The 23,261-nt window shown below is 70.8% G+C and carries 19 protein-coding genes; 14 read left to right on the plus strand and 5 right to left on the minus strand.

Annotated elements, in window-relative coordinates:
* The first annotated feature begins 2 nt into the window (after positions 1-2).
* From E4F25_RS09870 to lpxC, 11 genes are all read left to right on the plus strand, one after another.
* On the plus strand, positions 3-1,475 hold the full coding sequence (locus E4F25_RS09870; RefSeq protein ID WP_140909967.1) for a UDP-N-acetylmuramoyl-L-alanyl-D-glutamate--2,6-diaminopimelate ligase: 1,473 nt from the start codon (positions 3-5) through the stop codon (positions 1,473-1,475).
* Positions 1,472-2,920, plus strand: coding sequence for a UDP-N-acetylmuramoyl-tripeptide--D-alanyl-D-alanine ligase (locus E4F25_RS09875; protein WP_140909968.1), 1,449 nt, complete (start codon positions 1,472-1,474; stop codon positions 2,918-2,920). Before E4F25_RS09870 ends, E4F25_RS09875 begins: the two co-directional genes overlap by 4 nt.
* Positions 2,910-3,992, plus strand: a complete 1,083-nt coding sequence (gene mraY / locus E4F25_RS09880) for a phospho-N-acetylmuramoyl-pentapeptide-transferase (RefSeq protein WP_140909969.1) — start codon at positions 2,910-2,912, stop codon at positions 3,990-3,992. The genes E4F25_RS09875 and mraY overlap by 11 nt, the downstream gene beginning before the upstream one ends.
* The gene (gene ftsW, locus E4F25_RS09885; protein WP_140909970.1) at positions 3,992-5,218 is read left to right on the plus strand and encodes a putative lipid II flippase FtsW; all 1,227 of its coding nucleotides are present in this window, start codon (positions 3,992-3,994) and stop codon (positions 5,216-5,218) included. Before mraY ends, ftsW begins: the two co-directional genes overlap by 1 nt.
* Positions 5,215-6,318, plus strand: a complete 1,104-nt coding sequence (gene murG, locus E4F25_RS09890; protein WP_140909971.1) for an undecaprenyldiphospho-muramoylpentapeptide beta-N-acetylglucosaminyltransferase — start codon at positions 5,215-5,217, stop codon at positions 6,316-6,318. Before ftsW ends, murG begins: the two co-directional genes overlap by 4 nt.
* Positions 6,315-7,781, plus strand: a complete 1,467-nt coding sequence (murC, locus tag E4F25_RS09895; RefSeq protein ID WP_140909972.1) for a UDP-N-acetylmuramate--L-alanine ligase — start codon at positions 6,315-6,317, stop codon at positions 7,779-7,781. Before murG ends, murC begins: the two co-directional genes overlap by 4 nt.
* Entirely contained in the window at positions 7,778-8,746 is a 969-nt protein-coding gene (locus tag E4F25_RS09900) for a D-alanine--D-alanine ligase (protein WP_140909973.1), read from the plus strand. Before murC ends, E4F25_RS09900 begins: the two co-directional genes overlap by 4 nt.
* Entirely contained in the window at positions 8,743-9,453 is a 711-nt protein-coding gene (locus E4F25_RS09905) for a cell division protein FtsQ/DivIB (protein ID WP_140909974.1), read from the plus strand. The genes E4F25_RS09900 and E4F25_RS09905 overlap by 4 nt, the downstream gene beginning before the upstream one ends.
* Entirely contained in the window at positions 9,450-10,700 is a 1,251-nt protein-coding gene (gene ftsA, locus E4F25_RS09910) for a cell division protein FtsA (RefSeq protein ID WP_140909975.1), read from the plus strand. Before E4F25_RS09905 ends, ftsA begins: the two co-directional genes overlap by 4 nt.
* 52 nt (positions 10,701-10,752) lie before the next feature.
* Entirely contained in the window at positions 10,753-12,015 is a 1,263-nt protein-coding gene (gene ftsZ, locus E4F25_RS09915) for a cell division protein FtsZ (RefSeq protein WP_140909976.1), read from the plus strand.
* Between the two features lie 129 nt (positions 12,016-12,144).
* Positions 12,145-13,053, plus strand: a complete 909-nt coding sequence (gene lpxC / locus E4F25_RS09920) for a UDP-3-O-acyl-N-acetylglucosamine deacetylase (RefSeq protein ID WP_140909977.1) — start codon at positions 12,145-12,147, stop codon at positions 13,051-13,053.
* 251 nt (positions 13,054-13,304) lie between these two features.
* On the opposite strand, the gene E4F25_RS09925 is transcribed toward lpxC, so the two are convergent.
* Entirely contained in the window at positions 13,305-13,763 is a 459-nt protein-coding gene (locus E4F25_RS09925) for a DciA family protein (protein WP_407062814.1), read from the minus strand.
* A 4-nt stretch (positions 13,764-13,767) separates the two neighbouring features.
* Between E4F25_RS09925 and E4F25_RS09930 the strand changes: the two genes are divergently transcribed.
* The 3 genes from E4F25_RS09930 (at position 13,768) to E4F25_RS09940 (ending at position 18,453) form a co-directional block, all read left to right on the plus strand.
* Positions 13,768-14,667, plus strand: coding sequence for a M23 family metallopeptidase (locus E4F25_RS09930; RefSeq protein ID WP_140909979.1), 900 nt, complete (start codon positions 13,768-13,770; stop codon positions 14,665-14,667).
* 101 nt (positions 14,668-14,768) lie between these two features.
* A complete protein-coding gene (gene secA / locus E4F25_RS09935; protein ID WP_140909980.1) occupies positions 14,769-17,507 on the plus strand; it encodes a preprotein translocase subunit SecA in 2,739 nt (912 codons plus the stop codon).
* On the plus strand, positions 17,491-18,453 hold the full coding sequence (locus E4F25_RS09940; RefSeq protein ID WP_140909981.1) for a Nudix family hydrolase: 963 nt from the start codon (positions 17,491-17,493) through the stop codon (positions 18,451-18,453). The genes secA and E4F25_RS09940 overlap by 17 nt, the downstream gene beginning before the upstream one ends.
* 94 nt (positions 18,454-18,547) lie before the next feature.
* Here the strand turns inward: E4F25_RS09940 and coaE are convergent, their stop codons facing one another.
* From coaE to pilB, 4 genes are all read right to left on the minus strand, one after another.
* A complete protein-coding gene (coaE, locus tag E4F25_RS09945; RefSeq protein WP_140909982.1) occupies positions 18,548-19,168 on the minus strand; it encodes a dephospho-CoA kinase in 621 nt (206 codons plus the stop codon).
* Between the two features lie 144 nt (positions 19,169-19,312).
* Positions 19,313-20,167, minus strand: a complete 855-nt coding sequence (locus E4F25_RS09950; RefSeq protein ID WP_140909983.1) for a prepilin peptidase — start codon at positions 20,165-20,167, stop codon at positions 19,313-19,315.
* A 17-nt stretch (positions 20,168-20,184) separates the two neighbouring features.
* The gene (locus tag E4F25_RS09955) at positions 20,185-21,432 is read right to left on the minus strand and encodes a type II secretion system F family protein (protein WP_140909984.1); all 1,248 of its coding nucleotides are present in this window, start codon (positions 21,430-21,432) and stop codon (positions 20,185-20,187) included.
* Positions 21,433-21,443: 11 nt separating this feature from the next.
* Positions 21,444-23,180: a type IV-A pilus assembly ATPase PilB gene (pilB, locus tag E4F25_RS09960; protein WP_140910414.1), complete on the minus strand. Its 1,737-nt coding sequence runs from the start codon at positions 23,178-23,180 to the stop codon at positions 21,444-21,446.
* Positions 23,181-23,261: the final 81 nt, after the last annotated feature.

Here is a 23,261-nt window from a genome sequence, read left to right on the forward strand (position 1 = left end):
CAATGAGCCGGCAGATGCGACTGGTGGATCTCGTGCACGGTGCGCCCGGGGACATCGTCGTCACCGGGCTCACCGCCGACAGCCGCGCGGTGCGGCCCGGCGACGCGTTCTTCGCGATCGGCGGCTTCGGCACGCACGGCCTGCGCTTCGCCGCGCAGGCGCGGCAGGCCGGCGCCTCGGCGGTGCTGTACGAACCGCCGGCGCCCGACGACATCCCGGTTCCGGCGGACGCGATCCCGGTGCAGCGCCTGCGCGCGCGCATGGGCGAGATCGCCGACCAGTTCCACGGCCGGCCCTCGTCGGCGATGACCATGGTCGGCGTCACTGGCACCAGCGGAAAGACCTCCACCGTGCAGCTGCTGGCGCAGGCCCTGAAGCTGCTCGGCGTGGACAGCGGCACCATCGGCACGCTCGGCGCCGGGCGCTACGGCGCCGCCAACGCCACCGGCTACACCACGCCGATGGTGCTGGACATGCACGGACTGCTGGGCTCGCTGCGCGACGACGGCGTGCAGGCGGTGGCGATGGAAGTGAGCTCGCATGCGCTCGACCAGGGGCGTGTGGACGCGGTGCACTATGACATCGCGGTGTTCACCAACCTCACCCGCGACCACCTCGACTACCACGGCGACATGGCCAGCTACGGCGCCGCCAAGGCGCGGCTGTTCCAGCGCAAGGGCCTGCGTGCGGCGGTGGTCAACCTCGACGATCCGTTCGGCCGCGAACTGGCCGGCATGCTGCCCGCTGGCGTGCGCGCCATCGGCACCAGTTCGGCCGGCGGCCAGGCCGACGTGCGCGCAACCGGCGTGGCCCTCGGCGGCGACGGCCTGCAGTTCGACCTGTTGGTCGGCGACGAGCGCCGCAACCTGCGCTCGCCGCTGCTCGGCCGCTTCAACGTGGACAACCTGCTCGCCGTGGCCGGCGTGCTGCACGCGCTCGGGCACGGCATCGACGCCATCGCCACGGTGCTGCCGCAGCTCGCGCCGATCCCCGGGCGCATGAACCGGCTCGGCGGCGGCGAGCGCCCGCTGGTGGTGGTGGACTATTCGCACAAGCCCGACGCCCTGCAGCAGGCGCTGGAGTCGCTGAAGGGACACCTCGAGGGCCGCCTGGCCTGCGTGTTCGGCTGCGGCGGCGAGCGCGACACCGGCAAGCGCCCGCAGATGGCGGCGATCGCAGAACGCGCCGCCGACCTGGTGATCGTCACCGACGACAACCCGCGGCGCGAGGACGGCGACGCGATCATCGAGGACATCGTCGCCGGCTTCGCCGACCCCGCGCGCGTGGTGGTCGAGCGCGACCGGCGCCGCGCGATCGCGCGCGCGATCGGCGCGGCGCGCCGCGGCGACATCGTGCTGGTGGCCGGCAAGGGCCACGAGACCTACCAGGAAGTGGCCGGGGTGAAGCACCCGTTCGACGACCTCGCGGTGGCGCGCGAAGTGCTGGCGCAGTGGCGCCCGGAGGGCGCGCCATGATGCCGCTGCCGCTCTCGCGCATCGCCCAATGGACCGGCGGCCGCCTGCATGGCGTCGAGGCCGGTCCGGTACCGGACGTGCTGGTGGACGCGGTCGCCACCGACACGCGCACGCTCGATGCCAGCGACGCCCGCGCCGCGCTGTTCGTCGCGCTCAGGGGCGAGCGCTTCGACGGCCACGACCACGTCGCCGCGGCCGCGGAGGCGGGCGCGCGCGCCGCGCTGGTGGCGCGCCCGGTGGACGTGCCGCTGCCGCAGGTGGTGGTGGCGGATACCGAGCGCGCGCTGGCCGCGTTCGCGGCGGCGCTGCAGCACACGCGCGCGACCAGGGTCGCCGCGATCACCGGCAGCAACGGCAAGACCAGCGTGAAGACGCTGCTGCTGCCGATCCTGCACCGGGCCGCCGGCGGCGGCCCCGGCGGGGCCTACGCCAACCCGGGCAACCGCAACAACGAGATCGGCCTGCCGCTCGCGGTGCTCGACGCGCCCGAGCAGGCGCGCTTCGCGGTGTACGAGATGGGTGCCGGCAAGCCGGGCGACATCGCCTACCTGACCGCGGTGGTCCGTCCGGACGCGGCGCTGGTCAACAACATCGCGCCGGCCCACCTGGAACGCATGGGCAGCCTGCTCGGCGTCGCCGACACCAAGGCCGCGATCTACGATGCGCTGCCCGCGGGCGGGGTCGCGGTGATCAATGCCGACGACGCCTTCGCGCCGTACTTCGCCGAGCGCGCCCACGGCCGCCGGCTGCTGCGCTTCGGGCTGGAGGCGAGCGCCGACATCAGCGCGCGCGACATCGCCCCCGATGGCGAGGGCGTGCGCTTCACGCTGGTCACGCCCGAGGGCGAGGTCGCCTGCACGCTGGCGCTGCCGGGCCGGCACAACGTGCGCAACGCGCTGGCGGCGGCCTCGCTGGCGCTCGGGCTGGGCGCGTCGCTGGAGGACATCCGCGCGGGCCTGGCCGAGGCGCGCCCGGTGGCCGGGCGGCTGGTGCGCCACCGGCTCGCCGGCGGCGCGCTGCTGGTGGATGACAGCTACAACGCCAACCCCGGCTCGCTCAACGCCGCGATCGAATGGCTGGCGAGCCTGCCGGAGGCCTGGCTGGTGCTCGGCGACATGCGCGAGCTCGGCGAGGACGCGCGCGCGCTGCACGCCGAAGGCGGGCGCCGTGCCAAGGGCGCGGGCATCGCGCGGCTGTTCACGCTGGGCGAACTGAGCGCCGCGGCCGCCGAAGCGTTCGGCGAGGGCGCGTGCCACTTCGACAGCCACGAAGAACTGGCCGACGCCCTGGCCGAAGCCCTTGCAGGAGCGGCGCTCGCGCCGCGACCCGGGAGCGGCGATCGCGGCGCAAGCGCCGCTCCTACAGTCCTGGTCAAGGGCTCGCGCGGCAGCGCGATGGACCGGATCGTCGCAGCGCTGCTGGAGGGTGAAACCGATGCTGCTTGAACTGACCCGCTGGCTGGAACAGCTGCAGAGCGTGTTCGGGCTGTTCGGCTACCTCACCTTCCGCGGCATCCTCAGCGCGCTGACCGCGCTCGCGCTGTCGCTGTGGTGGGGCCCGGCGATGATCCGCAAGCTCGCCGAGTTCAAGGGCCAGCCGATCCGGCAGGAAGGTCCGCAGACCCACTTCTCCAAGGCCGGCACGCCGACCATGGGCGGCGCGCTGATCCTGGTCACGGTGCTGGCCGCGGTGCTGCTGTGGGGCGACCTGCGCAACAAGTACGTGTGGGTGGTGCTGGCGGTGATGCTGGCCTACGGCGCGATCGGCTGGTACGACGACTGGATCAAGATCGTCAAGCGCGACCCGAACGGGCTGAAGTCGCGCTGGAAGTACCTGGCGCAGTCGGTGTTCGGGCTCGCGGCCGGCCTGTACCTGTTCTACAGCGCCGACATCCCCGCGGCGACGACCTTCTACATCCCGTTCTTCAAGGCGGTGGCGCTGCCGCTGGTGAGCGTCAGCTTCGTGCTGATCGCCTACCTGTGGATCGTCGGCTTCTCCAACGCGGTCAACCTGACCGACGGGCTCGACGGGCTGGCGATCATGCCGACGGTGCTGGTGGCCTGCGCGCTGGGCGTGTTCGCCTACGCCTCCGGCCACGCGCAGTTCGCCACCTACCTGCAGATCCCGCGCATTCCCGGCGCCGGCGAGTTGGTGATCATCTGCGCGGCGATCGCGGGTGCCGGGCTCGGCTTCCTGTGGTTCAACACCTACCCGGCGATGGTGTTCATGGGCGACATCGGCGCGCTCGCGCTGGGCGCGGTGCTCGGCGCCATCGCGGTGATCGTGCGCCAGGAACTGGTACTGGTGGTGATGGGCGGCATCTTCGTCATCGAGACCCTGTCGGTGATGATCCAGGTGGCGTCGTTCAAGCTCACCGGCAAGCGCGTGTTCCGGATGGCGCCGATCCACCACCACTTCGAGCTCAAGGGCTGGCCGGAGCCGCGCGTGATCGTGCGTTTCTGGATCATCTCGGTGGTGCTCGTGCTGGTCGGCCTCGCGACCTTGAAGGTGCGCTGATGGCCGTCGCCTGGGACACCCCGTTCGAAAGCCCGCGCCAGGCGGTGCGGCTGGACGCCATCGGCGGCCGCTACGACCCGTGGCTGCTCGGCGTGTCCATCGCGCTGGCCTGTTTCGGCGTGGTGATGGTGGCCTCGAGCTCGATCGCGATCGGCGAGGGCCTGGGCGTCGGCCCGTTCCACTTCCTCGAGAAGCACCTGGTGTTCCTGGGCGCCGGCATCGTGCTCGCCGGCTGGGTGATGCGCACCGAGCTCAAGCCGGTGGAGCAGGCCGGGCAGTGGCTGCTGCTGGCGTGCTTCGTGCTGCTCCTGCTGGTGTTCGTGCCCGGCATCGGGGTCAGCGTCAACGGCGCGCGCCGCTGGCTCAACTTCGGCCTCTCCAACTTCCAGGCGGTGGAGGCGGTGAAGCTGCTGTACATCGTCTGGCTGGCCAGCTACCTCAAGCGCTACAGCGAGGACGTCACCGCCACCTGGCCGGCGATGCTCAAGCCGCTCGGCGTGGCCGGTGCGATGGTGGTCCTGCTGCTGCTGCAGCCCGACTTCGGCTCCTCCTCGCTGCTGCTCGCGATCACCGCCGGCATGCTGGTGCTGGGCGGGGTCAACATGCCGCGCCTGTTCGGGCCGGTGCTGGTGGCGCTGCCGCTGCTGGCGGTGGTCGCGATCGCCGAGCCCTACCGCTACCAGCGCCTGACCACCTTCCTGGACCCGTGGGCGGACCCGTTCAACAGCGGCTACCAGCTCACCAATGCGCTGATGGCGGTCGGCCGCGGCGAATGGTTCGGGGTCGGCCTCGGTGCCTCGGTGCAGAAGCTCGCCTACCTGCCGGAGGCGCACACCGACTTCATCCTCGCGGTGATTGCGGAGGAGCTGGGCTTCGTCGGGGTGTGCGCGGTGATCGCGGCCTACGCGCTGCTGGTCGGGCGCGCGTTCCTGGTCGGGCTGCGTTGCGTGGAGATGCGCCGCCACTTCGCCGGCTACTGCGCGTTCGGCATCGCGCTGTGGATCGCGCTGCAGAGCTTCGTGTCCATCGGCGTCAACCTGGGGCTGCTGCCGACCAAGGGCCTGACCCTGCCGCTGGTGTCTTCGGGCGGTTCCAGCGTGCTGATGACCTGCGCCGCGCTCGGCCTGCTGCTGCGGATCAGCTACGAGCTGGACCGCGCGCAGCGCCAGGTCGCGCGCCTGCGCGGCGACGCCGCGGCCGGTGCCGACGCGGGAGGTGCGCAATGAGCGCGCAGCTCGACTACCGCGAGCATCCGGTGCTGATCCTCGCCGGCGGCACCGGCGGGCACATCTTCCCGGGCCTGTCGGTGGCCGCGGCGCTGCAGGCGCGCGGCGTGCCGGTGGCGTGGCTGGGCGCGGAAGGCGGCATGGAGACCCGGCTGGTACCGCAGCACGGCATCGCCATCGACACCATTCCGGTGAAGGGCCTGCGCGGCAAGGGCGTGGCCACGCTGCTCGGCGCGCCGTTCCGGGTGCTGGCGGCGGTCCGCGCGGCCCTGCGCGTGCTGCGCCTGCGCACCCCGCGCGCGGTGGTCAGCTTTGGCGGCTATGCCGCGGGCCCCGGCGGCATCGCCGCGCGCCTGCGCGGCACGCCGCTCGTGGTGCACGAGCAGAACCGCGCCCCCGGCTTGACCAACCGCGTGCTGGCGCGGGTCGCGCGCCGCGTGCTGACCGGTTTCCCGGACACCTTCCGCGGCGTCGCCGAGGAGCACGTCGGCAACCCGGTGCGGAGCGTGATCTCCATGTTGCCGCCGCCTGCGCAGCGCTTCGACGGGCGCGGCGGCACGCTACGCCTGCTGGTGCTCGGCGGCAGCCAGGGTGCGCGCGCGCTCAACGAGGCGATGCCGCGCGCGCTGGCCCGGCTGGAGGCCGACATCGTGGTCCGCCACCAGTGCGGCGAGAAACTGCGCGAGGAAGCCGAGCGCGCCTACGCCGCCGCCGGCGTCGCCGCGACGGTGGAGCCGTTCATCGCCGACATGGCTGCGGCCTATGCCGAGGCCGACCTGGTGGTGTGCCGCGCCGGTGCGCTGACCCTGGCCGAACTGTGCGCGGCCGGCGTCGGCAGCATCCTGGTGCCGTTCCCGCAGGCGGTGGACGACCACCAGACGCGCAACGCCGAATACCTGGTCGAGCGCGGCGCCGCGCTGCTGGTGGCGCAGTCGTCCTCGCTCGCCGACGACCTCCGTGGCGCGCTCTCCACGCTCGCGCGCGACCCCGCGCGCCGGCTGGCGATGGCCGAGGCCGCGCGCGCGATCGCCGCGCCCGACGCCGCCGAGCGGGTCGCGGACGCGGTGCTGGAAGTCGCAGCCATGAAGGAGGCCGCATGACCGCCGAGCGCCGCCTGCAGGCCACCCGCGACCTGGCCAGGAGCGATCTGGCCAGGACCAGCCTGGACGGTGCCGCCACGCGCGTGCATTTCGTCGGCATCGGCGGCGTCGGCATGAGCGGGATCGCGGAGGTGCTGTGCACGCTCGGCTACCGCGTCTCGGGATCCGACAGCGCGGACAACGCGGTGACCCGCCGCCTGGCCTCGCTCGGCGCGACCATCCACCGCGGCCACGCCGCCGCGCACGTGGAAGGCGTGGACTGCGTGGTTGCCTCCAGCGCGATCAAGCCCGACAACCCGGAACTGGCCGAGGCGCGCGCGCGGCGCATCCCGATCGTGCCGCGCGCGGAGATGCTGGCCGAGCTGATGCGCTTCCGCCGCGGCATCGCGGTCGCCGGCACCCACGGCAAGACCACCACCACCTCGCTGCTGGCGAGCGTGCTCGGCGAGGGTGGCCTGGACCCGACCTTCGTGATCGGCGGCAAGCTGCTGGCGGCCGGCGCCAACGCCCGCCTGGGCGGCGGCGACTGGCTGGTGGCGGAGGCCGACGAGAGCGACGGCAGCTTCCTGCGCCTCAATCCGCTGGTTGCCATCGTCACCAACATCGACGCCGACCACCTCGAGAACTACGGCGGCGACTTCGGCCGCGTGCAGGCGGCGTTCGGCGAGTTCCTGCACCGGCTGCCGTTCTACGGGCTGGCGGTGCTGTGCATCGACGATCCCGAGGTCGCGCGCCTGGCGCAGGTCACCTCGCGCCACGTCATGACCTACGGGTTCGACGAGGGCGCCGACGTGCGCGCCGTGGACGTCTCCCAGGACGGCAACTGCATGCGCTACACGCTGTGCCTGCCCGACGGCAGCCGCACCGGCGTCGAGCTGGCGCTGCCCGGCCGCCACAACGTGCTCAACTCGCTGGCCGCGGCCAGCGTCGGCTGGCAGCTCGGGGTCGAAGCGCCGGCGATCGCGCGCGCGCTGCAGAAGTTCGAGGGCATCGGCCGCCGCTTCAACCTGCTGGCGAAGCTGACCACCCACAAGGGCGCCACCGTGCAGCTGGTGGACGACTACGGCCACCATCCGAAGGAGCTGGAGGCAGTGTTCGCCGCCGCCCGCGGCGGCTGGCCGGACAAGCGCCTGGTGGTGGCGTTCCAGCCGCACCGCTACACCCGCACCCGCGACCTGTTCGACGACTTCGCCGGCGTGCTGTCCAGCGTGGACGCACTGGTGCTGACCGAGGTCTATCCGGCGGGCGAGGCGCCGATCACCGGCGCCGACGCGCGCTCGCTGGCGCGCGCGATCCGCACCCGCGGCCGCATCGATCCGGTGGTGGTCAACGCCGCCGGCGAGCTGGGCGACGTGCTCCCGGACATCCTCGAGGACGGCGACCTGCTGCTGGTGATGGGCGCGGGCGACATCGGCCACGTCGCGCAGGCGCTGGCCGCCAACGGCTTCGGGGGTGGCGCATGAGCGCGCTGCCGCCGCTGCGCACCCGCGACCCCGCCGTGTTCGGGCGCGTGGCCGTGCTGATGGGCGGGACCAGCGCCGAGCGCGAGGTCTCGCTCGACTCCGGCCGCAACGTGCTCGAGGCGCTGCGCGCGCGTGGCGTGGACGCGCACCCGGTGGACGGCATCCCCGCGCTGGTGCGGGAGTTGCAGTCCGGCAGCTTCGACCGCGTCTTCAACATCCTCCACGGCAACCGCGGCGGCGGCGAGGACGGCACCCTGCAGGGCCTGCTCGAAGCGCTCGGCGTGCCCTACACCGGCCCCGGCGTGCTCGGCTCGGCGCTGAGCATGGACAAGATCCGGACCAAGCAGGTGTGGATCGCCGAGGGCCTGCCGACCCCGCCGTACGTGCGCCTGCAGGGGGGCGACGACCTGCGCACCGCCGCGCGCGCGCTCGGGCTGCCGGTGTTCATGAAGCCCTCGTGCGAGGGCTCCAGTGTCGGCGCGTTCCGCCTCACCGGCGAAGCCGACTTCGCGGCTGCAGCGGAGTTCGCCGGCGGCTACGACGGCATGCTGCTGATGGAACGCATGATCGAGGGCGACGAGCTCACCGTCGGCATCCTCGGCGAGGTCGCGCTGCCGTCCATCCGCATCGTGCCCAAGGGCGGCTGGTACGACTACCACGCCAAGTACCAGGCCGAGGACACGCAGTACCTTTGCCCGGGACTGGAAGGCGCCGACGAAGAGGCGATCCGCACGCTGGCCATGCAGGCCTTCCGCGCCGCCGGCTGCACCGGCTGGGGCCGCGTGGACCTGATGCGCGACCGCAGTGACGGCGCGCTCTACCTGCTGGAAGTGAACACCGCGCCGGGCATGACCAGCCACTCGCTGGTGCCCAAGGCGGCGCGCCAGCTCGGGGTCGAGTTCGACGAGCTGTGCTGGCGCATCCTGGAACAGACCCTGGACCGGATGCCGGAGGTGCGCGCATGAGCGGCACCGTGCTGCGCGTCGCCGCGTGGATCCTGGCGATCGGCCTGGTCGTGGCGCCGGTCGTGGCCGTGGTGCAGGGCTGGGTCGGCGCCGAGCGCTGGCCGCTGACCACGCTGCGGGTGCAGGGCGAGCTGCAGCAGGTGGATCCCGCGGAGCTGCGCGAGGTGCTGCTGCCGTTCGCCGAGCGCGGCTTCTTCGCGGTGCGCCTGGACGATGCCCAGGCCGCGGTGCTGGCGCTGCCCTGGGTGCGGTCGGCGGAAGTGCGCAAGCGCTGGCCGGACACGCTCGAGGTCCGCGTGGTCGAGCACCGCCCGGTCGCGCGCTGGGGCGAGGACCGGCTGCTCTCGGACCAGGGGACGCTGTTCCCCGCGGCCGGCGCGACGGCGCCGAGGTCGCTGCCGCTGCTCGACGGGCCCGATGCCCGCACCGACGCGGTGATGGAGCTCTACGGCCAGGCGCGCGAACTGTTCGCCCCCGCCGGCGTGGACGTGCGCGCGCTGCGCCTGGACCGCCGCGGGAGCTGGTCGCTGCAACTGTCCAACGGCGTCGACGTGGTCGTCGGCAGCCGCGAGGCGCGGCTGCGCATGCATCGTTTCGCGCGCCTGCTGCCGCAACTGCTGGCGCGCCAGGCCCGCACCCTCGAGCGCGCCGACCTCCGCTACACCAACGGCTTCGCACTGACCTGGGGAGAACCCGCAGCACCATGAACCGAAAAGGCGACAAGGCCCTGATCGTCGGGCTCGACATCGGCACCTCCAAGGTGGTGGCGCTGGTCGGCGAGTACGATCCCGCCAACAGCGGGCCCGGCAACCCGATCGAGGTCATCGGCATCGGCTCGCACGAGTCGCGCGGGCTCAAGCGCGGCGTGGTCGTGGACATCGAGTCCACGGTGCAGTCCATCCAGCGCGCGGTCGAGGAGGCCGAGCTGATGGCCGGCTGCGAGATCAGCTCGGTCTACGCCTCGATCTCCGGCAACCACGTGCAGTGCCGCAACTCGCCGGGGATCGTGCCGATCCGCGACGGCGAGGTGACCTGGGCCGACCTGGACCGGGTGCTCGAGGCCGCCAAGGCGGTCGCGATCCCGGCCGACCAGCGCATCCTGCACGCGATCCCGCGCGAGTACGTGCTCGACGACTCGCAGGAAGGCATCCGCAACCCGGTCGGGATGACCGGCGTGCGCCTGGAGGTGCACGCGCACCTGGTGGTGTGCGCGCAGTCGGCCGCGGCCAACATCAGCAAGTGCGTGCAGCGCTGCGGCCTTCAGGTGGACGACCTGATCCTGTCGCCGCTGGCCTCGGCCACCGCGGTGCTGACCGCGGACGAGCGCGAGCTCGGCGTGGTGCTGGTGGACATCGGCGCCGGCACCACCGACCTGGCGGTGTTCGTGCAGGGCGCGATCAGCCATACCGCCTCGCTGCCGATCGCCGGCGACCACGTCACCAACGACATCGCGCACATGCTGCGCACGCCGACGCCGGAAGCCGAGCAGATCAAGGTGCGCTACGCGTGCGCGCTCGCGCAGCTGGCGACGGCCGAGGAAAGCATCCAGGTGCCCAGCGTCGGCGACCGGCCGCCGCGGCGGCTGCCGCGGCACTCGCTGGCGCAGGCGGTGCAGGGCCGCTACGAGGAAATCTTCGAGATGGTGCAGGCGGAACTGCGCCGCTCGGGCTTCGAGGAGCTGGTGCGCGCCGGGATGGTGCTCACCGGCGGCGCTTCGAAGATGGAGGGCGTGGTCGAACTCGCCGAGGAAATGCTGCAGATGCCGGTTCGCGTCGGCGTCCCGCAGCACGTCACCGGGCTCGGCGAGGTGGTCAACAACCCGGTGCATGCAACCGGCGTGGGGCTGCTCCTGATGGGCAGCCAGATCGAGAACCCGCGCCGGCCGGTGCTGCGCACCGGAAGGGCCGGGAGTTTCCTGGCGAAGCTCAAGAACTGGTATCGCGGCGAATTCTGAGGCGTGTTCGTTTTTTCCGGCAACACACATAACTAAAACCGAGGGCAAGGTCATGGCGCATTTCGAACTCGTGGAAAAGATGGCCCCGAATGCGGTCATCAAGGTAGTCGGCGTGGGCGGCGGCGGAGGCAACGCGGTCGCGCACATGGTCAACAGCAGCGTCGAGGGGGTGGAGTTCATCACCGCCAACACCGACGCACAGGCGATCCGCAACTGCGGCGCCAAGCTGCAGCTGCAGCTCGGCGGCAACGTCACCAAGGGCCTGGGCGCGGGCGCCAACCCCGAGGTCGGCCGCCAGGCCGCGCTCGAGGATCGCGAGCACATCATGGACGCGCTGCAGGGCGCCGACATGGTGTTCATCACCGCCGGCATGGGCGGCGGCACCGGCACCGGCGCGGCGCCGGTGGTGGCCCAGCTCGCCAAGGAGATGGGCATCCTCACCGTCGCCGTGGTCACCAAGCCGTTCCCGTTCGAGGGCCGCCGGCGCATGCAGGTGGCGCTCAAGGGCATCGACGAGCTGTCGCAGCACTGCGACTCGCTGATCACGATCCCGAACGAGAAGCTGATTACTGTACTCGGTAGGAACGCGACCATGGTGCAGGCCTTCCGTGCCGCGAACGACGTGCTGCTCGGTGCGGTGCAGGGCATTGCCGACCTGATCGTGCGCCCCGGCCTGATCAACGTGGACTTCGCCGACGTGCGCACGGTGATGAGCGAGATGGGCCTCGCGATGATGGGCACCGGCCACGCCCGCGGCGACGACCGCGCGCAGGCCGCGGCCGAGTCGGCGATCCAGAACCCGCTGCTGGACGACGTCAACCTGTCCGGCGCCAACGGCATCCTGGTCAACATCACTGCCGGCCCGGACTTCACCATGGCCGAGTTCGACGAGGTCGGCCGCACGGTGGAGAACTTCGCCAGCGAGGACGCGACCGTGGTCATCGGCACCGTGCTCGACCCGGACATGCAGGACGACGTCCGCGTCACCGTGGTCGCCACCGGCCTCAACCGCGCCACCGTGCGCCAGCCGATCCGCGACCGCGACGACGGCTTCCGCGACTACGGCCGCGAGCAGCGCCGCCCGCAGGTCCAGCTGATCCACAACCAGGGCAAGCGCGACGGCACCACCGGCATGCTGATCGACGAGGTCGCCGAGCCGTTCAGCCCCGGCCAGGGCATCGCCTCGGCCCTGCGCGGCCGCGGCAGCGCCACCGGCGGCGGCACCACCGCCGAGCCGGCCCCGGCCACCGCGGACTTCGGCAACGACAGCAGCTACCTGGACATCCCGGCCTTCCTCCGCCGCCAGGCGGATTGACCGGAACGGGTGTAGGAGCGGCGCTCGCGCCGCGACCCCTCGGCCCGCCATGACCCCGCGGGTCGCGGCGCCCAGCGCCGCTCCTACAGCCTTGTTCAGCTTTCCCGGTGGTAATCTTGCCGACCTGCCATGCTCGCCCAACGCACCCTCAAGAACGTGATCCGCGCCACCGGCGTCGGCCTGCACAGCGGCGAGAAGGTCTTTCTCACCCTGCGCCCGGCGGCGGTGGACACGGGCATCGTGTTCCGCCGCGTCGACCTGGAGCCGGCGGTGGAGATCCCGGCCGACGCCGCGCTGGTCACCGAGACCATGCTCTGCACCGGCCTGTCGCGGGGCCCGGGCAAGGTGATGACGGTCGAGCACCTGATGTCGGCCTTCGCCGGCCTGGGCATCGACAACGCCTACGTCGACCTGTCCGCGGCCGAGGTGCCGATCATGGACGGCTCGGCCGGCCCGTTCGTGTTCCTGCTGCAGTCGGCGGGGATCGTGGAGCAGTCCGCGCCCAAGCGCTTCATGCGCATCCTGCGCCCGGTCGAGGTCCGTGACGGCGACAAGGTCGCCCGGTTCGTGCCCCACGACGGCTTCCGCCTGGACTTCACGGTGGAGTTCAACCATCCGGCGATCCCGACCGCGCAATCGCGCGCGGTGGTGGACTTCTCCAGCGAGGCCTACATCCGCGAGGTCAGCCGCGCCCGCACCTTCGGCTTCATGCGCGACCTGGAGTTCATGCGCGAGCGCAACCTCGGCCTCGGCGGCTCGATGGACAATGCCATCGTGCTGGACGAGTTCCGGGTGCTGAACGACGACGGCCTGCGCTACGCCGACGAGTTCGTGCGCCACAAGATCCTCGACGCGGTGGGCGACCTGTACCTGGCCGGCCACCCGATCATCGGCGCCTACGAGGCGCGCAAGTCGGGCCACGCCTTGAACAACAAGCTGGTCCGCGCCCTGCTGGCGGAGCGGGCCGCCTGGGAAGAGGTCACCTTCGAGGACGAGCGGGCTGCGCCGGCAGCGTACGGCCCCGCGTTGCCCGCGTAAGCCGGCGGCTTCGCCGCGCTCGCTGTGAGCGGCGGCTACGCCGCCTGGTAAGTCGCTCGCTGCGCTCGCTGTAAACAGAAGAGCAAAAGCTTTTGATTTTCCTGTTTACAAGGGCGCGAAGCGCCCGCTCACAGGCCGCGCAGCGGCCGACTTCACAGGCGGCGAAGCCGCCGACCTCACCTCACTCCGAAGCCCCTGACTTCGGGCGGATTCAGTCTCTTAACGAAACCCTAACACTTGCCCCCCGCCGCTTAACTTTTCACGCGGCCTCGACCTTTAGCATTCCCCCCTTCATCGTCGTCCACGCCAAGTGAATCCAGGGCGGCCCGCAGCGCTTCGCGGGTCCCCGGGGACATCGGGCGGGGCCGGCGGGGGGCCGGGGGTTCCGGCCGCAGCGGCGCGGTGGTGGTCCTGACCACGACGGCGTCGCACTCCAGCCCGACGGAGCGGGCGGCGTCGAGGAGTTCGGCCGAAGCAAGGCGCAGCCGCGCATGCCAGACCGGGGAATCGACGACGAACACTAGCTTCCTTCCCTGCACGTTCGCGAACCGTGCGTGCGCGGCGAGTGCAGGGGGGAGGTGGGGCCGCAGTTGCCGTTCCAGGGTGTCGAGCCACAGGGCCCGGCGCAGCGGATCGGCGGCGCTGCCGGCGAACAGCGCGTCCAGCGCCTCGCGCGGCAGTCGGGAAGAACCGGAACGGGACACAGACATCCGCATGACTCTACACAATCTCTTCGACCACCTCCGCGGCCGCCTGCAGGCTGCCGCCAGCCACGAGTTCCAGCGTGCCAGCCGCCGTCCTGCGGTGGCGGTCGCGGTGCTGCTGGCCGCCGGCATCGCCTTCGGCGCCGGCGCCCGCACCCTGGTCGGCTTCGCCGAAGTGGCGATGCTCCAGCAGCAGGCCGCCGAGCAGGCCGCGCAGCTCGCCGACACCCGGGCCCAGGCCCAGCGCGAGATCAATGCCATGGCCGCCCGCCTCGGCGAGCTGCAGGCCCAGGCCAACCGCCTGAACGCCCTCGGCGAGCGCCTGGCCCAGGTCGGCAGCCTGGACGACGGCGAGTTCGACTTCGACGCCCCGGTCGGCATCGGCGGCGAAGGCCCGACCGCGGACATGCCCGCCGGCGACCTGAGTGCCGGCCTCGACCAACTCGGCTCGCAGCTCAAGCATTCCGGCGAGCAGCTCTCGGTGCTCGAGTCGCTGATGTTCAGCCGCAAGCTCGAGCAGGACGCGACCCCGTCGCGCACTCCGATCGCCAACAGCTACATCACCTCGCGCTTCGGCCGCCGCGCCGATCCGTTCGGCCGTGGCAGCCAGTACCACAAGGGCCTGGACTTCCACGCCCGCACCGGCGATCCGGTGAACGCGGTGGCCGATGGCGTCGTCAGCTACTCCGGCACCCGCTCGGGCTACGGCAAGGTGGTGGAGATCGACCATGGAAACGGTTACGTGACCCGCTACGCGCACAACTCGCGCCTGCTGGTGCGGGCCGGCGACCTGGTCCGCGCCGGGCAGCAGGTGGCCAAGGCCGGCTCCACCGGCCGCTCCACCGGCGCCCACGTGCACTTCGAGGTCTGGGACAACGGCCGGGTCGTGGACCCCCGCAAGTTCCTGTAGGAGCCGGTTGATTTCACGCCGGGCCAGCACCAGCTACAATCGGAAGTTGCCATGAAAAAGGGCGCCTCGCGCCCTTTTCTTGTTTCCGGACAGGACCACCCATGCTCAATCGCCTGCTCACCGCCTTCTTCGGCAGCCGCAACGAACGCCTGCTGCGCCAGCTCGGCGGCATCGTCAAGAAGATCAACGCCCTCGAGCCGCAGATGGTGGCGCTCTCCGACGAAGAGCTGAAGGGCAAGACCCCCGAGTTCCAGAAGCGCGTCGCCGACGGCGAGTCGCTCGACAAGCTGCTGCCCGAGGCGTTCGCGGTCTGCCGCGAGGCGGCCAAGCGCGTGCTCGGCATGCGCCACTACGACGTGCAGCTCATCGGCGGCATGGTGCTGCACATGGGCAAGATCGCCGAGATGCGCACCGGCGAGGGCAAGACCCTGGTCGCGACCCTGCCGACCTACCTCAACGCGCTCGCCGGCAAGGGCGTGCACGTGGTCACCGTCAACGACTACCTGGCCCGCCGCGACGCGGCCTGGATGGGCAAGCTCTACAACTGGCTCGGGCTGAGCGTGGGCGTGGTCTACCCGGGCATGCCGCATTCCGAGAAGCGCGCCGCCTACGACGCCGACATCACCTACGCCACCAACAACGAGATCGGCTTCGACTACCTGCGCGACAACATGGCGCTGTCGAAGGACGACCGTTTCCAGCGCCCGCTGAACTACGCGATCGTGGACGAGGTGGACTCGATCCTGATCGACGAGGCGCGCACCCCGCTGATCATCTCCGGCCCCGCCGACGAGTCGCCCGAGCTGTACACCAAGGTGGACCGGATCGTGCCGCAGCTCGTCCGGCAGAAGGAGGAGGACGGCGAGGGCGACTACTGGGTCGACGAGAAGGGCAAGCAGGTCTACCTGTCCGAGGCCGGCCAGGAGAAGGCCGAGGCGCTGCTGCACAAGGCCGGGATCATCGAGGAAGGCGACAGCCTGTACGCCGGCCACAACATCCACGTGGTGCACCATCTCAACGCCGGCCTGCGCGCGCACGCGATCTACCAGCGCGACGTGGACTACATCGTGCGCGACGGCGAAGTGGTGATCGTGGACGAGTTCACCGGCCGCACTTTGCCGGGCCGGCGCTGGTCCGACGGCCTGCACCAGGCGGTCGAGGCCAAGGAAGGGGTCAACGTCCAGCGCGAGAACCAGACGCTGGCGTCGATCACGTTCCAGAACCTGTTCCGCATGTATTCGAAGCTGTCCGGCATGACCGGTACCGCGGACACCGAGGCCTACGAGTTCCAGAGCATCTACGGGCTGGAAGTGGTGGTGATCCCGACCCACCGCCCGATGGTCCGCAAGGACCACCCGGACGCGGTGTTCCTGAACCGCGCCGGCAAGTACCGCGCGGTGGTCAACGAAATCAAGGAGGCCCACGCCAAGGGCCAGCCGGTGCTGGTCGGCACCACCTCGATCGAGGTCTCCGAGCTGCTGAGCGAGCAGCTGCGCGCGGCCGGCATCCACCACGAGGTGCTCAACGCCAAGCAGCACGAGCGCGAGGCCCAGATCGTCGCCCAGGCCGGCCGCCCGGGGGCGGTCACCATCGCCACCAACATGGCCGGCCGCGGCACCGACATCGTGCTCGGCGGCTCGCTCGAGGCCGAGCTGGCGCAGCTCGAGGCGGACACCGGCGCTCCGGTGGACGACGCCACCCGCGCGAAGCTCAAGGCCGAGTGGCAGAAGCGCCACGACGCGGTCAAGGCCGCCGGCGGCCTGCACATCGTCGGCACCGAGCGCCACGAGTCGCGGCGCATCGACAACCAGCTCCGCGGCCGTTCCGGCCGCCAGGGCGACCCGGGTTCCAGCCGCTTCTACCTGTCGCTGGAAGACAACCTGATGCGCATCTTCGCCGCCGACTGGGTGCAGAAGGTGATGGCGCGCATGGGCCTGAAGGAAGACGACATCATCGAGAGCCCGCTGGTGTCGAAGCAGATCGCCAACGCGCAGCGCAAGGTCGAGTCGCACAACTTCGACATCCGCAAGAACCTGCTCGACTTCGACGACGTCAACAACGACCAGCGCAAGGTCATCTACGAGCAGCGCAACGAGCTGCTCGAGAGCGACGACATCCACGCCAGCATCGAGGGCATCCGCGAGGACGTGGTCGCCGAGACCGTGCACCGCTACGTGCCGCCGGACTCGATCGACGAGCAGTGGGACATCAAGGGGCTGGAGGCGGAGCTGGCGAGCCAGTTCGGCGTGCGCCCGCAGCTCTCGGAGATGGTCGCCGGGGCGAAGGAGATCGACGCCGAGCAGATCCTCGACGAAGTGCAGCGCCAGGTGGCCGCGGTGTTCGCCGAGAAGGAAGCCCAGGTCGGCGCCGAGACCATGCGCATGATCGAGAAGCACATCATGCTCAGCTCGCTGGACGACAACTGGAAGCAGCACCTCGCGCGCATGGACTACCTGCGCCAGGGCATCCACCTGCGCGGCTACGCGCAGAAGCAGCCGAAGCAGGAGTACAAGCACGAGGCGTTCGCGCTGTTCAGCGAGATGCTGGACAAGTTCAAGCGCGACGTCGTCACCGTGCTCGCGCGCGTGCGCATCCGCAGCGAGGAAGAGGTCGCGCAGATGGAGGCGGCCGAGCGCGCCCAGGCCCAGCGCCAGGCGCAGCAGATGCAGTTCCAGCACGCCGGCGCCGGCGGCCTCGGGGCCGACGAGGAGGCCGAGCAGGCCCAGGCGCAGGCGATGGCCGCGCGCATGCAGTCGAACCTGCCCAAGGTCGGCCGCAACGACCCGTGCCCCTGCGGCAGCGGCAAGAAGTACAAGCACTGCCATGGACAGCTCGCCTGACGACCTCCCGACGGAGGTCGTCGCCGGCGTCATCGCCGACCCCCGCGGCCGCATCCTGCTCGCGCGCCGCACCGAAGGCCGTGACCTGGCCGGCCTGTGGGAATTCCCCGGCGGCAAGCGCGAGCCGGACGAGACGCCCGAGGAGACCCTCGCGCGCGAGCTGCGCGAGGAACTCGGGATCGAGGTCGAGGTCGGCGCCCCGCTGATCACCGTCCCGCACCGCTACCCGCACAAGCGCCTGCGCCTGGACGTGCGCCACATCGACGCCTGGACCGGCAGCCCGAAGGGCCTGGACGGCCAGGCCCTGGCCTGGGTGCCGCCGCACAAGCTGGCCAGCTACGCGATGCCCGCGGCCGACCGGCCCGTGCTGGCCGCGCTGCTCCAGCCCGACCGCTACCTCGTCACGCCCGCGCCTGGAGGCGACGGCGCCGCCTGGCTCGCGTCGCTCGAGCGCGCGGTCTCGCGCGCGGAGGTGCGCCGGGTCCACCTGCGCGGCCCGGGCCCGGAGTTCGCCGCGGAGCGCTGGCGCGCGTTGGTCCGGGACGCCGCGGCGCTGTGCCGGGCCGCCGACGCCGAGGTGCTGCTGGGCGGCGACATCGCCCTGGCGCGCGAGCTGCGCCTGGGCGTCCACCTGAAGGCCGCGCAGCTGGCCGGCCTGTCGCAGCGGCCGCTGCCGGCGCCGCTGCCGGTGGCCGCGTCCTGCCACGACGCCACCGAACTCGCCCACGCCGAACGCCTGCGCTGCGATTTCGCGGTGCTCGGCCCGGTGCAGGCCACGCCGACCCATCCGGGGGCGGCGACCCTCGGCTGGAACGCATTCGCGGCCCTGCGCGAACGCGGCACCATCCCGCTCTACGCCATCGGCGGCCTCGGCCCCGACGACATCGGCACCGCGCGCGCCCACGGCGCCCAGGGCATCGCCGCCATCCGCGCCCTCTGGCCGTAGCAGCGGCGCAAGCGCCGCGACCACACCCCCAATGTAGGAGCGGCGCTGGCGCCGCGACATGCGCAGTTGACGGGGCGCGGCGCCAGCGCCGCTCCTACAGGGGCTGCTCGCGTGCCAAGGCCAGGTAGCGGGTATCCAGCGCGATCACGGCGCGGTCGAGGTCGTCGAGGGATCCGTTGTTGTCGAGGACATCGTCGGCGATCGCCAGCCGTTCCCCGCGGGTGGCCTGCGCAGCGAGCATGCGCGAGGCGAGCTCCTCGCCGATGTCGTCGCGGGCGCGCAGGCGCGAGAGCTGGACTTCCGGATCGGCATCCACGACCAGGATCCGGTCGAGCCAGGGATAGGCGGCGCGGCTGCCGCTTTCCGCCAGCAAGGGGATGGCGGCCATCGCATACGGCGTGGGCGCCGCCCGGCAGGCCTCGTAGAGTTCGACGCGGACCCGCGGATGGATGATCGCCTCCAGTCGGCGCTTGGCTTCGGCGTCCTGGAAGATCCGGCGCCGCATCGCGGCGCGATCGAGTTCCCCGCTGGCGTGCAGCACCCCGGCGCCGAACGCCTCCACCACCTCTCGTAAGCCATCGGACCCCTTGGCGACCGCGTTGCGGGCAGCGACGTCGGCATCGGCGACGAACACGCCCAAGGCTTCGAAGCGGCGCTGGACTTCGCTTTTCCCGGAGGCAACGCCTCCGGTCAGCCCCACGATGAACTCGCTCATCCCCCGATTGTAGGAGCGGCGCCGCCGCCGCGACCAGAAGCCCCTGTAGGAGCGGCGCTCGCGCCGCGACCAGCGGGCGGCCATGGAGAGGTCGCGGCGCAAGCGCCGCTCCTACAAGAAGGGGTCGCGGCGCTAGCGCCGCTCCTACAGGAGGCGGAGGTACCAACCGACGAGGGTGTCGCCCCAGAAGAAGGTGATCCAGCCGGCGATGGCGAGGTAGGGGCCGAAGGGGATGGGGGTCGCGTGGTCGCGCCCGCGCGCGGTCAGCCACACCGAGCCGATGATCGCGCCGACCAGCGAGGACAACAGGATGGTCGGCAGGATGCCCTTCAGGCCGATCCAGGCGCCGAGCGCGGCGAGCAGCTTGAAGTCGCCGTGGCCCATGCCTTCCTTGCCGGTGAGCTGCTTGAACAGCCACCACACCGACCACAGGCTCAGGTAGCCGATGATCGCGCCGACCAGCGCGTGCTTGGCCGGGATGTAGAGGGCGTCGATACTGGCCACCAGTCCCAGCCACATGAGCGGCAAGGTGAGCTGGTCCGGCAGCAGTTGCGTGCGCAGGTCGATGCCGGAGAGCGCGATCAGAAAGCAGGTGAACACGATCGCGCCGAAGCCCTGCCAGCCGAAGCCGAAGCGCCAGACGCAGCACAGCACCAGCAACATCGTCAGCAGCTCGACCAGCGGGTACTGGATCGAGATCGGCGCCTTGCAGGAGCGGCAGCGCCCGCGCAGCGCCAGCCAGCTCAGCACCGGGATGTTCTCCCACCAGGCGAGCTGGTGCTTGCAGTGCGGGCAGTGCGAGCGCTCGACCACGACGCCCGGTGGAGGTGGATCGTAGATCTCGGGCTCGCCGAGCATCTCCAGGCTGTCGCGCTTCCACTGCCACTCCAGCCGCCTGGGCAGGCGCAGGATGACCACGTTGAGGAAGCTGCCGATCAGCAGGCCCAGGCCTGCTGCCACCGGATAGCCGATTTCGGGGTTCTGGTCGAGGAATGCCATCTAGCAGCGCGCCACCGTCAGATCGCGGCGGCGAGCTTGAAGATCGGCAGGTACATGCCGACGACCATGCAGCCCACGATGCCGCCGATGAAGATCATGATCAGCGGCTCGAGCAGGCTGGACAGCGCGTCCACGGCGTTGTTGACCTCGTTCTCGTAGAACTCGGCCACCTTGTACAGCATCGCATCGAGCGCGCCGGCCTCCTCGCCGATCGCCGCCATCTGGATGACCATGTGCGGGAACAGGTTGACCTGGCGCATGGCCACGTTGACCTGGTAGCCGACGGCCACGTCGTCGCGCACCCGGTGCACCGCGTTCTCGTACACCTGGTTGCCTGTGGCACCGGCGACGATGTCCAGCGCCTCCACCAGCGGCACGCCGGCCTGGAAGGTCACCGCAAGCGTGCGCGCAAAGCGGGCGATCGCCGAGTTGTGCATGATCTGGCCGACCACGGGCAGCTTCAGGATCACGCGGTCGAGGAAGTGCGCGAACGCCGGCGAGCGCTTCTTGGCGAACACGAAGGCGAAGCCGACGCCGCCCACGGCGAACAGCACCAGCCACCAGTACGCGATCATGAAGTCGCTCGCGGCGATGATCATCTTGGTGAAGGCCGGCAGGTCGGCGCCGAAGCTGGCGAACACGTTCTGGAATTGCGGCACCACGAAGATCAGCAGGATCGCGCTGACAAGGATCGCCACCGCGATCACAGTGGCGGGGTAGAACAGGGCCTTCTTGATCTTGCCCTTGAGCGTCTCGATGTTCTCCTTGTAGCTGGCGATGGTGTCGAGCACCGTCTCCAGCACGCCCGCGGTCTCGCCGGCATGCACCAGGTTGCGGTACAGCTCGTCGAACTGCACCGGGTGCTTGGCCAGCGCCTCGCTGAGCGAGGAACCGCCCTCGATGTCGGACTTGATCGCGTTGACCAGGTCCTTCATGCGCGGGTTCTTCTGGCCGCCGGCGATGATCTCGAGCGCGCCGACGATCGGCACGCCGGACTTCATCATCGTCGCCAGCTGCCGGCTGAACACCGCGATGTCGCCGGCGGTGACGGTCTTGCCGGCGCCGCCGAACAGCGGCTTCGGCTTGGGCTTGACCACGGTCGGGTTGATGCCCTGGCGGCGCAGCTCGGCCCGCACCATGTGCAGGCTCTTGGCGGTCTGTTCGCCCTTCATCCTGACACCGCGCTTGTCGGTGCCTTCCCAGACGAACACCTCCAGTTTCAGGTCGCGGCTCGTGGGTCTCGCGGCGGATCGGCTAGCGGCCATGGTTCGTCACCTCAATCCTTCGTCACGCGGTTGATCTCCGCGAGGCTGGTAATCCCGTTCTTCACCTTGAGCAGCGCCGACTGGCGCAGGTCGCGCACGCCGGAGCGCTGCGCGGCCTCGGTGATCTGCTGCACGTTGCCGCCGGCCAGGATGATGGCCTGGATCTCGTCGGTCATCGGCATGACCTGGTAGATGCCGGTGCGGCCCTTGTAGCCCTCGGTGCAGTCCGAGCAGCCGACGGCCTCGTAGATCTTCAGCCCGGCGTCGATCTCTTCCTGGGTGAAGCCTTCCTCCAGCAGCACGGCGGCCGGCAACTCCTGCTCCTGCTTGCAGTCGTGCAGCCGGCGCGCGAGGCGCTGCGCGACCACCAGGCTGACCGAGGAGGTGATGTTGAACGGCGCCACGCCCATGTTCATCAGGCGCGCGATGGTCTGCGGCGCGTCGTTGGTGTGCAGGGTGGACAGCACCATGTGGCCGGTCTGCGCCGCCTTGACCGCGATCTCCGCGGTCTCCAGGTCGCGGATCTCGCCGACCATGATCACGTCCGGGTCCTGGCGCAGGAACGAGCGCAGCGCGGCCGCGAAGGTCATGCCGCGTTTGACGTTCTGCTGCACCTGGTTGATGCCGGGGACGCGGATTTCCACCGGGTCCTCGACCGTGCTGATGTTGCGCGAGTCGTCGTTGAGGATGTTCAGCGCGGTGTACAGCGACACGGTCTTGCCCGAGCCGGTCGGGCCGGTGACCAGCACCATGCCGTAGGGCTTCTTCACCGCGTCGAGGAACAGCGCCTTCTGGTCGTCCTCGTAGCCGAGCTTCTCGATGCCCAGCTTGGCGGCGCCGCCGTCGAGCACGCGCAGCACGATCTTCTCGCCGAACAGGGTCGGCAGGGTGCTGACGCGGAAGTCGATCTGCTTGCTCTTGCTCAGGTTGAGCTTGATGCGGCCGTCCTGCGGCACCCGCTTCTCGGCGATGTCGAGCTGCGACATCACCTTCAGGCGCGCGGCGATGCGCGGGCTCATCTTCACCGGGACCTTGGCGACCTGCTTGAGGATGCCGTCGATGCGCAGGCGCACGCGGTAGTCGGTCTCGTAGGGCTCGAAGTGGATGTCCGAGGCGCCCTTGCGGATGGCGTCCACCAGCACCTTGTTGATGAACTTGACGACCGGCGTGTCGTCGCCCTTGGCGTCCACGCCGGTGTCGCTGCCGGCCTCGTCCTCCTCGCCGCCGCTGACGTCGAGGTTCTCGAAGTCCTCGTCCTCGTCGTCGCCGCCCATCGCCGCGTTGAGCGACTCGGCCGACTCGAGCCACTTGTCGATGGTGGCGCGGATGCGCTCCTCGTCCACCAGTACCGGCTCGACCTTGAGGTTGGTCTGGAACTTGACCTCGTCGAGGGCGCGGTTGTTGGTCGGGTCGGCGATGCCGACGAACAGCTTGCCGCCCCGCTGGAACATCGGCAGCACGCAGTGCTTGCGGACCAGCTCCTCGCTCACCAGCTTGATCGCCGACTGCGCCGGGTCCATGGTGCTGATGTCGAACACCGGGATGCCGAAGGCCACCGAGTTGGCGGCGGCCATCTGGATCGGCGCCACCAGCTTGTTGTCGATCAGGTACTGGGCCAGCGGGCGTTTTGCGACGGTCGCGGCCTCCATGGCCTCCCGCGCGGCCGCCTCGTCCAGCGCCCCGTCGATGACGAGTTGCCGGGCGATGCCGGTGATGCCGACCAGGTTGGCGTGCAGCGCGCTCGCCATCGCGAAGACCTCTTGATTCCCCATTGGCGACTTTACCCCAAACCCGGTACTCGCCAAGTGCAACCCCCGTCACACCCAGGC

This window comes from Cognatiluteimonas lumbrici (assembly GCF_006476065.1).
GTDB classification, from domain to species: domain Bacteria; phylum Pseudomonadota; class Gammaproteobacteria; order Xanthomonadales; family Xanthomonadaceae; genus Cognatiluteimonas; species Cognatiluteimonas lumbrici.

Coding starts and splice junctions, on each gene's coding strand:
- E4F25_RS09870 (WP_140909967.1), top strand. CDS start 3: ATGAGCCGGCAGATGCGACTGGTGGATCTCGTGCACGGTGCGCCCGGG.
- E4F25_RS09875 (WP_140909968.1), top strand. CDS start 1,472: ATGATGCCGCTGCCGCTCTCGCGCATCGCCCAATGGACCGGCGGCCGC.
- mraY (WP_140909969.1), top strand. CDS start 2,910: ATGCTGCTTGAACTGACCCGCTGGCTGGAACAGCTGCAGAGCGTGTTC.
- ftsW (WP_140909970.1), top strand. CDS start 3,992: ATGGCCGTCGCCTGGGACACCCCGTTCGAAAGCCCGCGCCAGGCGGTG.
- murG (WP_140909971.1), top strand. CDS start 5,215: ATGAGCGCGCAGCTCGACTACCGCGAGCATCCGGTGCTGATCCTCGCC.
- murC (WP_140909972.1), top strand. CDS start 6,315: ATGACCGCCGAGCGCCGCCTGCAGGCCACCCGCGACCTGGCCAGGAGC.
- E4F25_RS09900 (WP_140909973.1), top strand. CDS start 7,778: ATGAGCGCGCTGCCGCCGCTGCGCACCCGCGACCCCGCCGTGTTCGGG.
- E4F25_RS09905 (WP_140909974.1), top strand. CDS start 8,743: ATGAGCGGCACCGTGCTGCGCGTCGCCGCGTGGATCCTGGCGATCGGC.
- ftsA (WP_140909975.1), top strand. CDS start 9,450: ATGAACCGAAAAGGCGACAAGGCCCTGATCGTCGGGCTCGACATCGGC.
- ftsZ (WP_140909976.1), top strand. CDS start 10,753: ATGGCGCATTTCGAACTCGTGGAAAAGATGGCCCCGAATGCGGTCATC.
- lpxC (WP_140909977.1), top strand. CDS start 12,145: ATGCTCGCCCAACGCACCCTCAAGAACGTGATCCGCGCCACCGGCGTC.
- E4F25_RS09925 (WP_407062814.1), bottom strand. CDS start 13,763: ATGTCTGTGTCCCGTTCCGGTTCTTCCCGACTGCCGCGCGAGGCGCTG.
- E4F25_RS09930 (WP_140909979.1), top strand. CDS start 13,768: ATGACTCTACACAATCTCTTCGACCACCTCCGCGGCCGCCTGCAGGCT.
- secA (WP_140909980.1), top strand. CDS start 14,769: ATGCTCAATCGCCTGCTCACCGCCTTCTTCGGCAGCCGCAACGAACGC.
- E4F25_RS09940 (WP_140909981.1), top strand. CDS start 17,491: ATGGACAGCTCGCCTGACGACCTCCCGACGGAGGTCGTCGCCGGCGTC.
- coaE (WP_140909982.1), bottom strand. CDS start 19,168: ATGAGCGAGTTCATCGTGGGGCTGACCGGAGGCGTTGCCTCCGGGAAA.
- E4F25_RS09950 (WP_140909983.1), bottom strand. CDS start 20,167: ATGGCATTCCTCGACCAGAACCCCGAAATCGGCTATCCGGTGGCAGCA.
- E4F25_RS09955 (WP_140909984.1), bottom strand. CDS start 21,432: ATGGCCGCTAGCCGATCCGCCGCGAGACCCACGAGCCGCGACCTGAAA.
- pilB (WP_140910414.1), bottom strand. CDS start 23,180: ATGGCGAGCGCGCTGCACGCCAACCTGGTCGGCATCACCGGCATCGCC.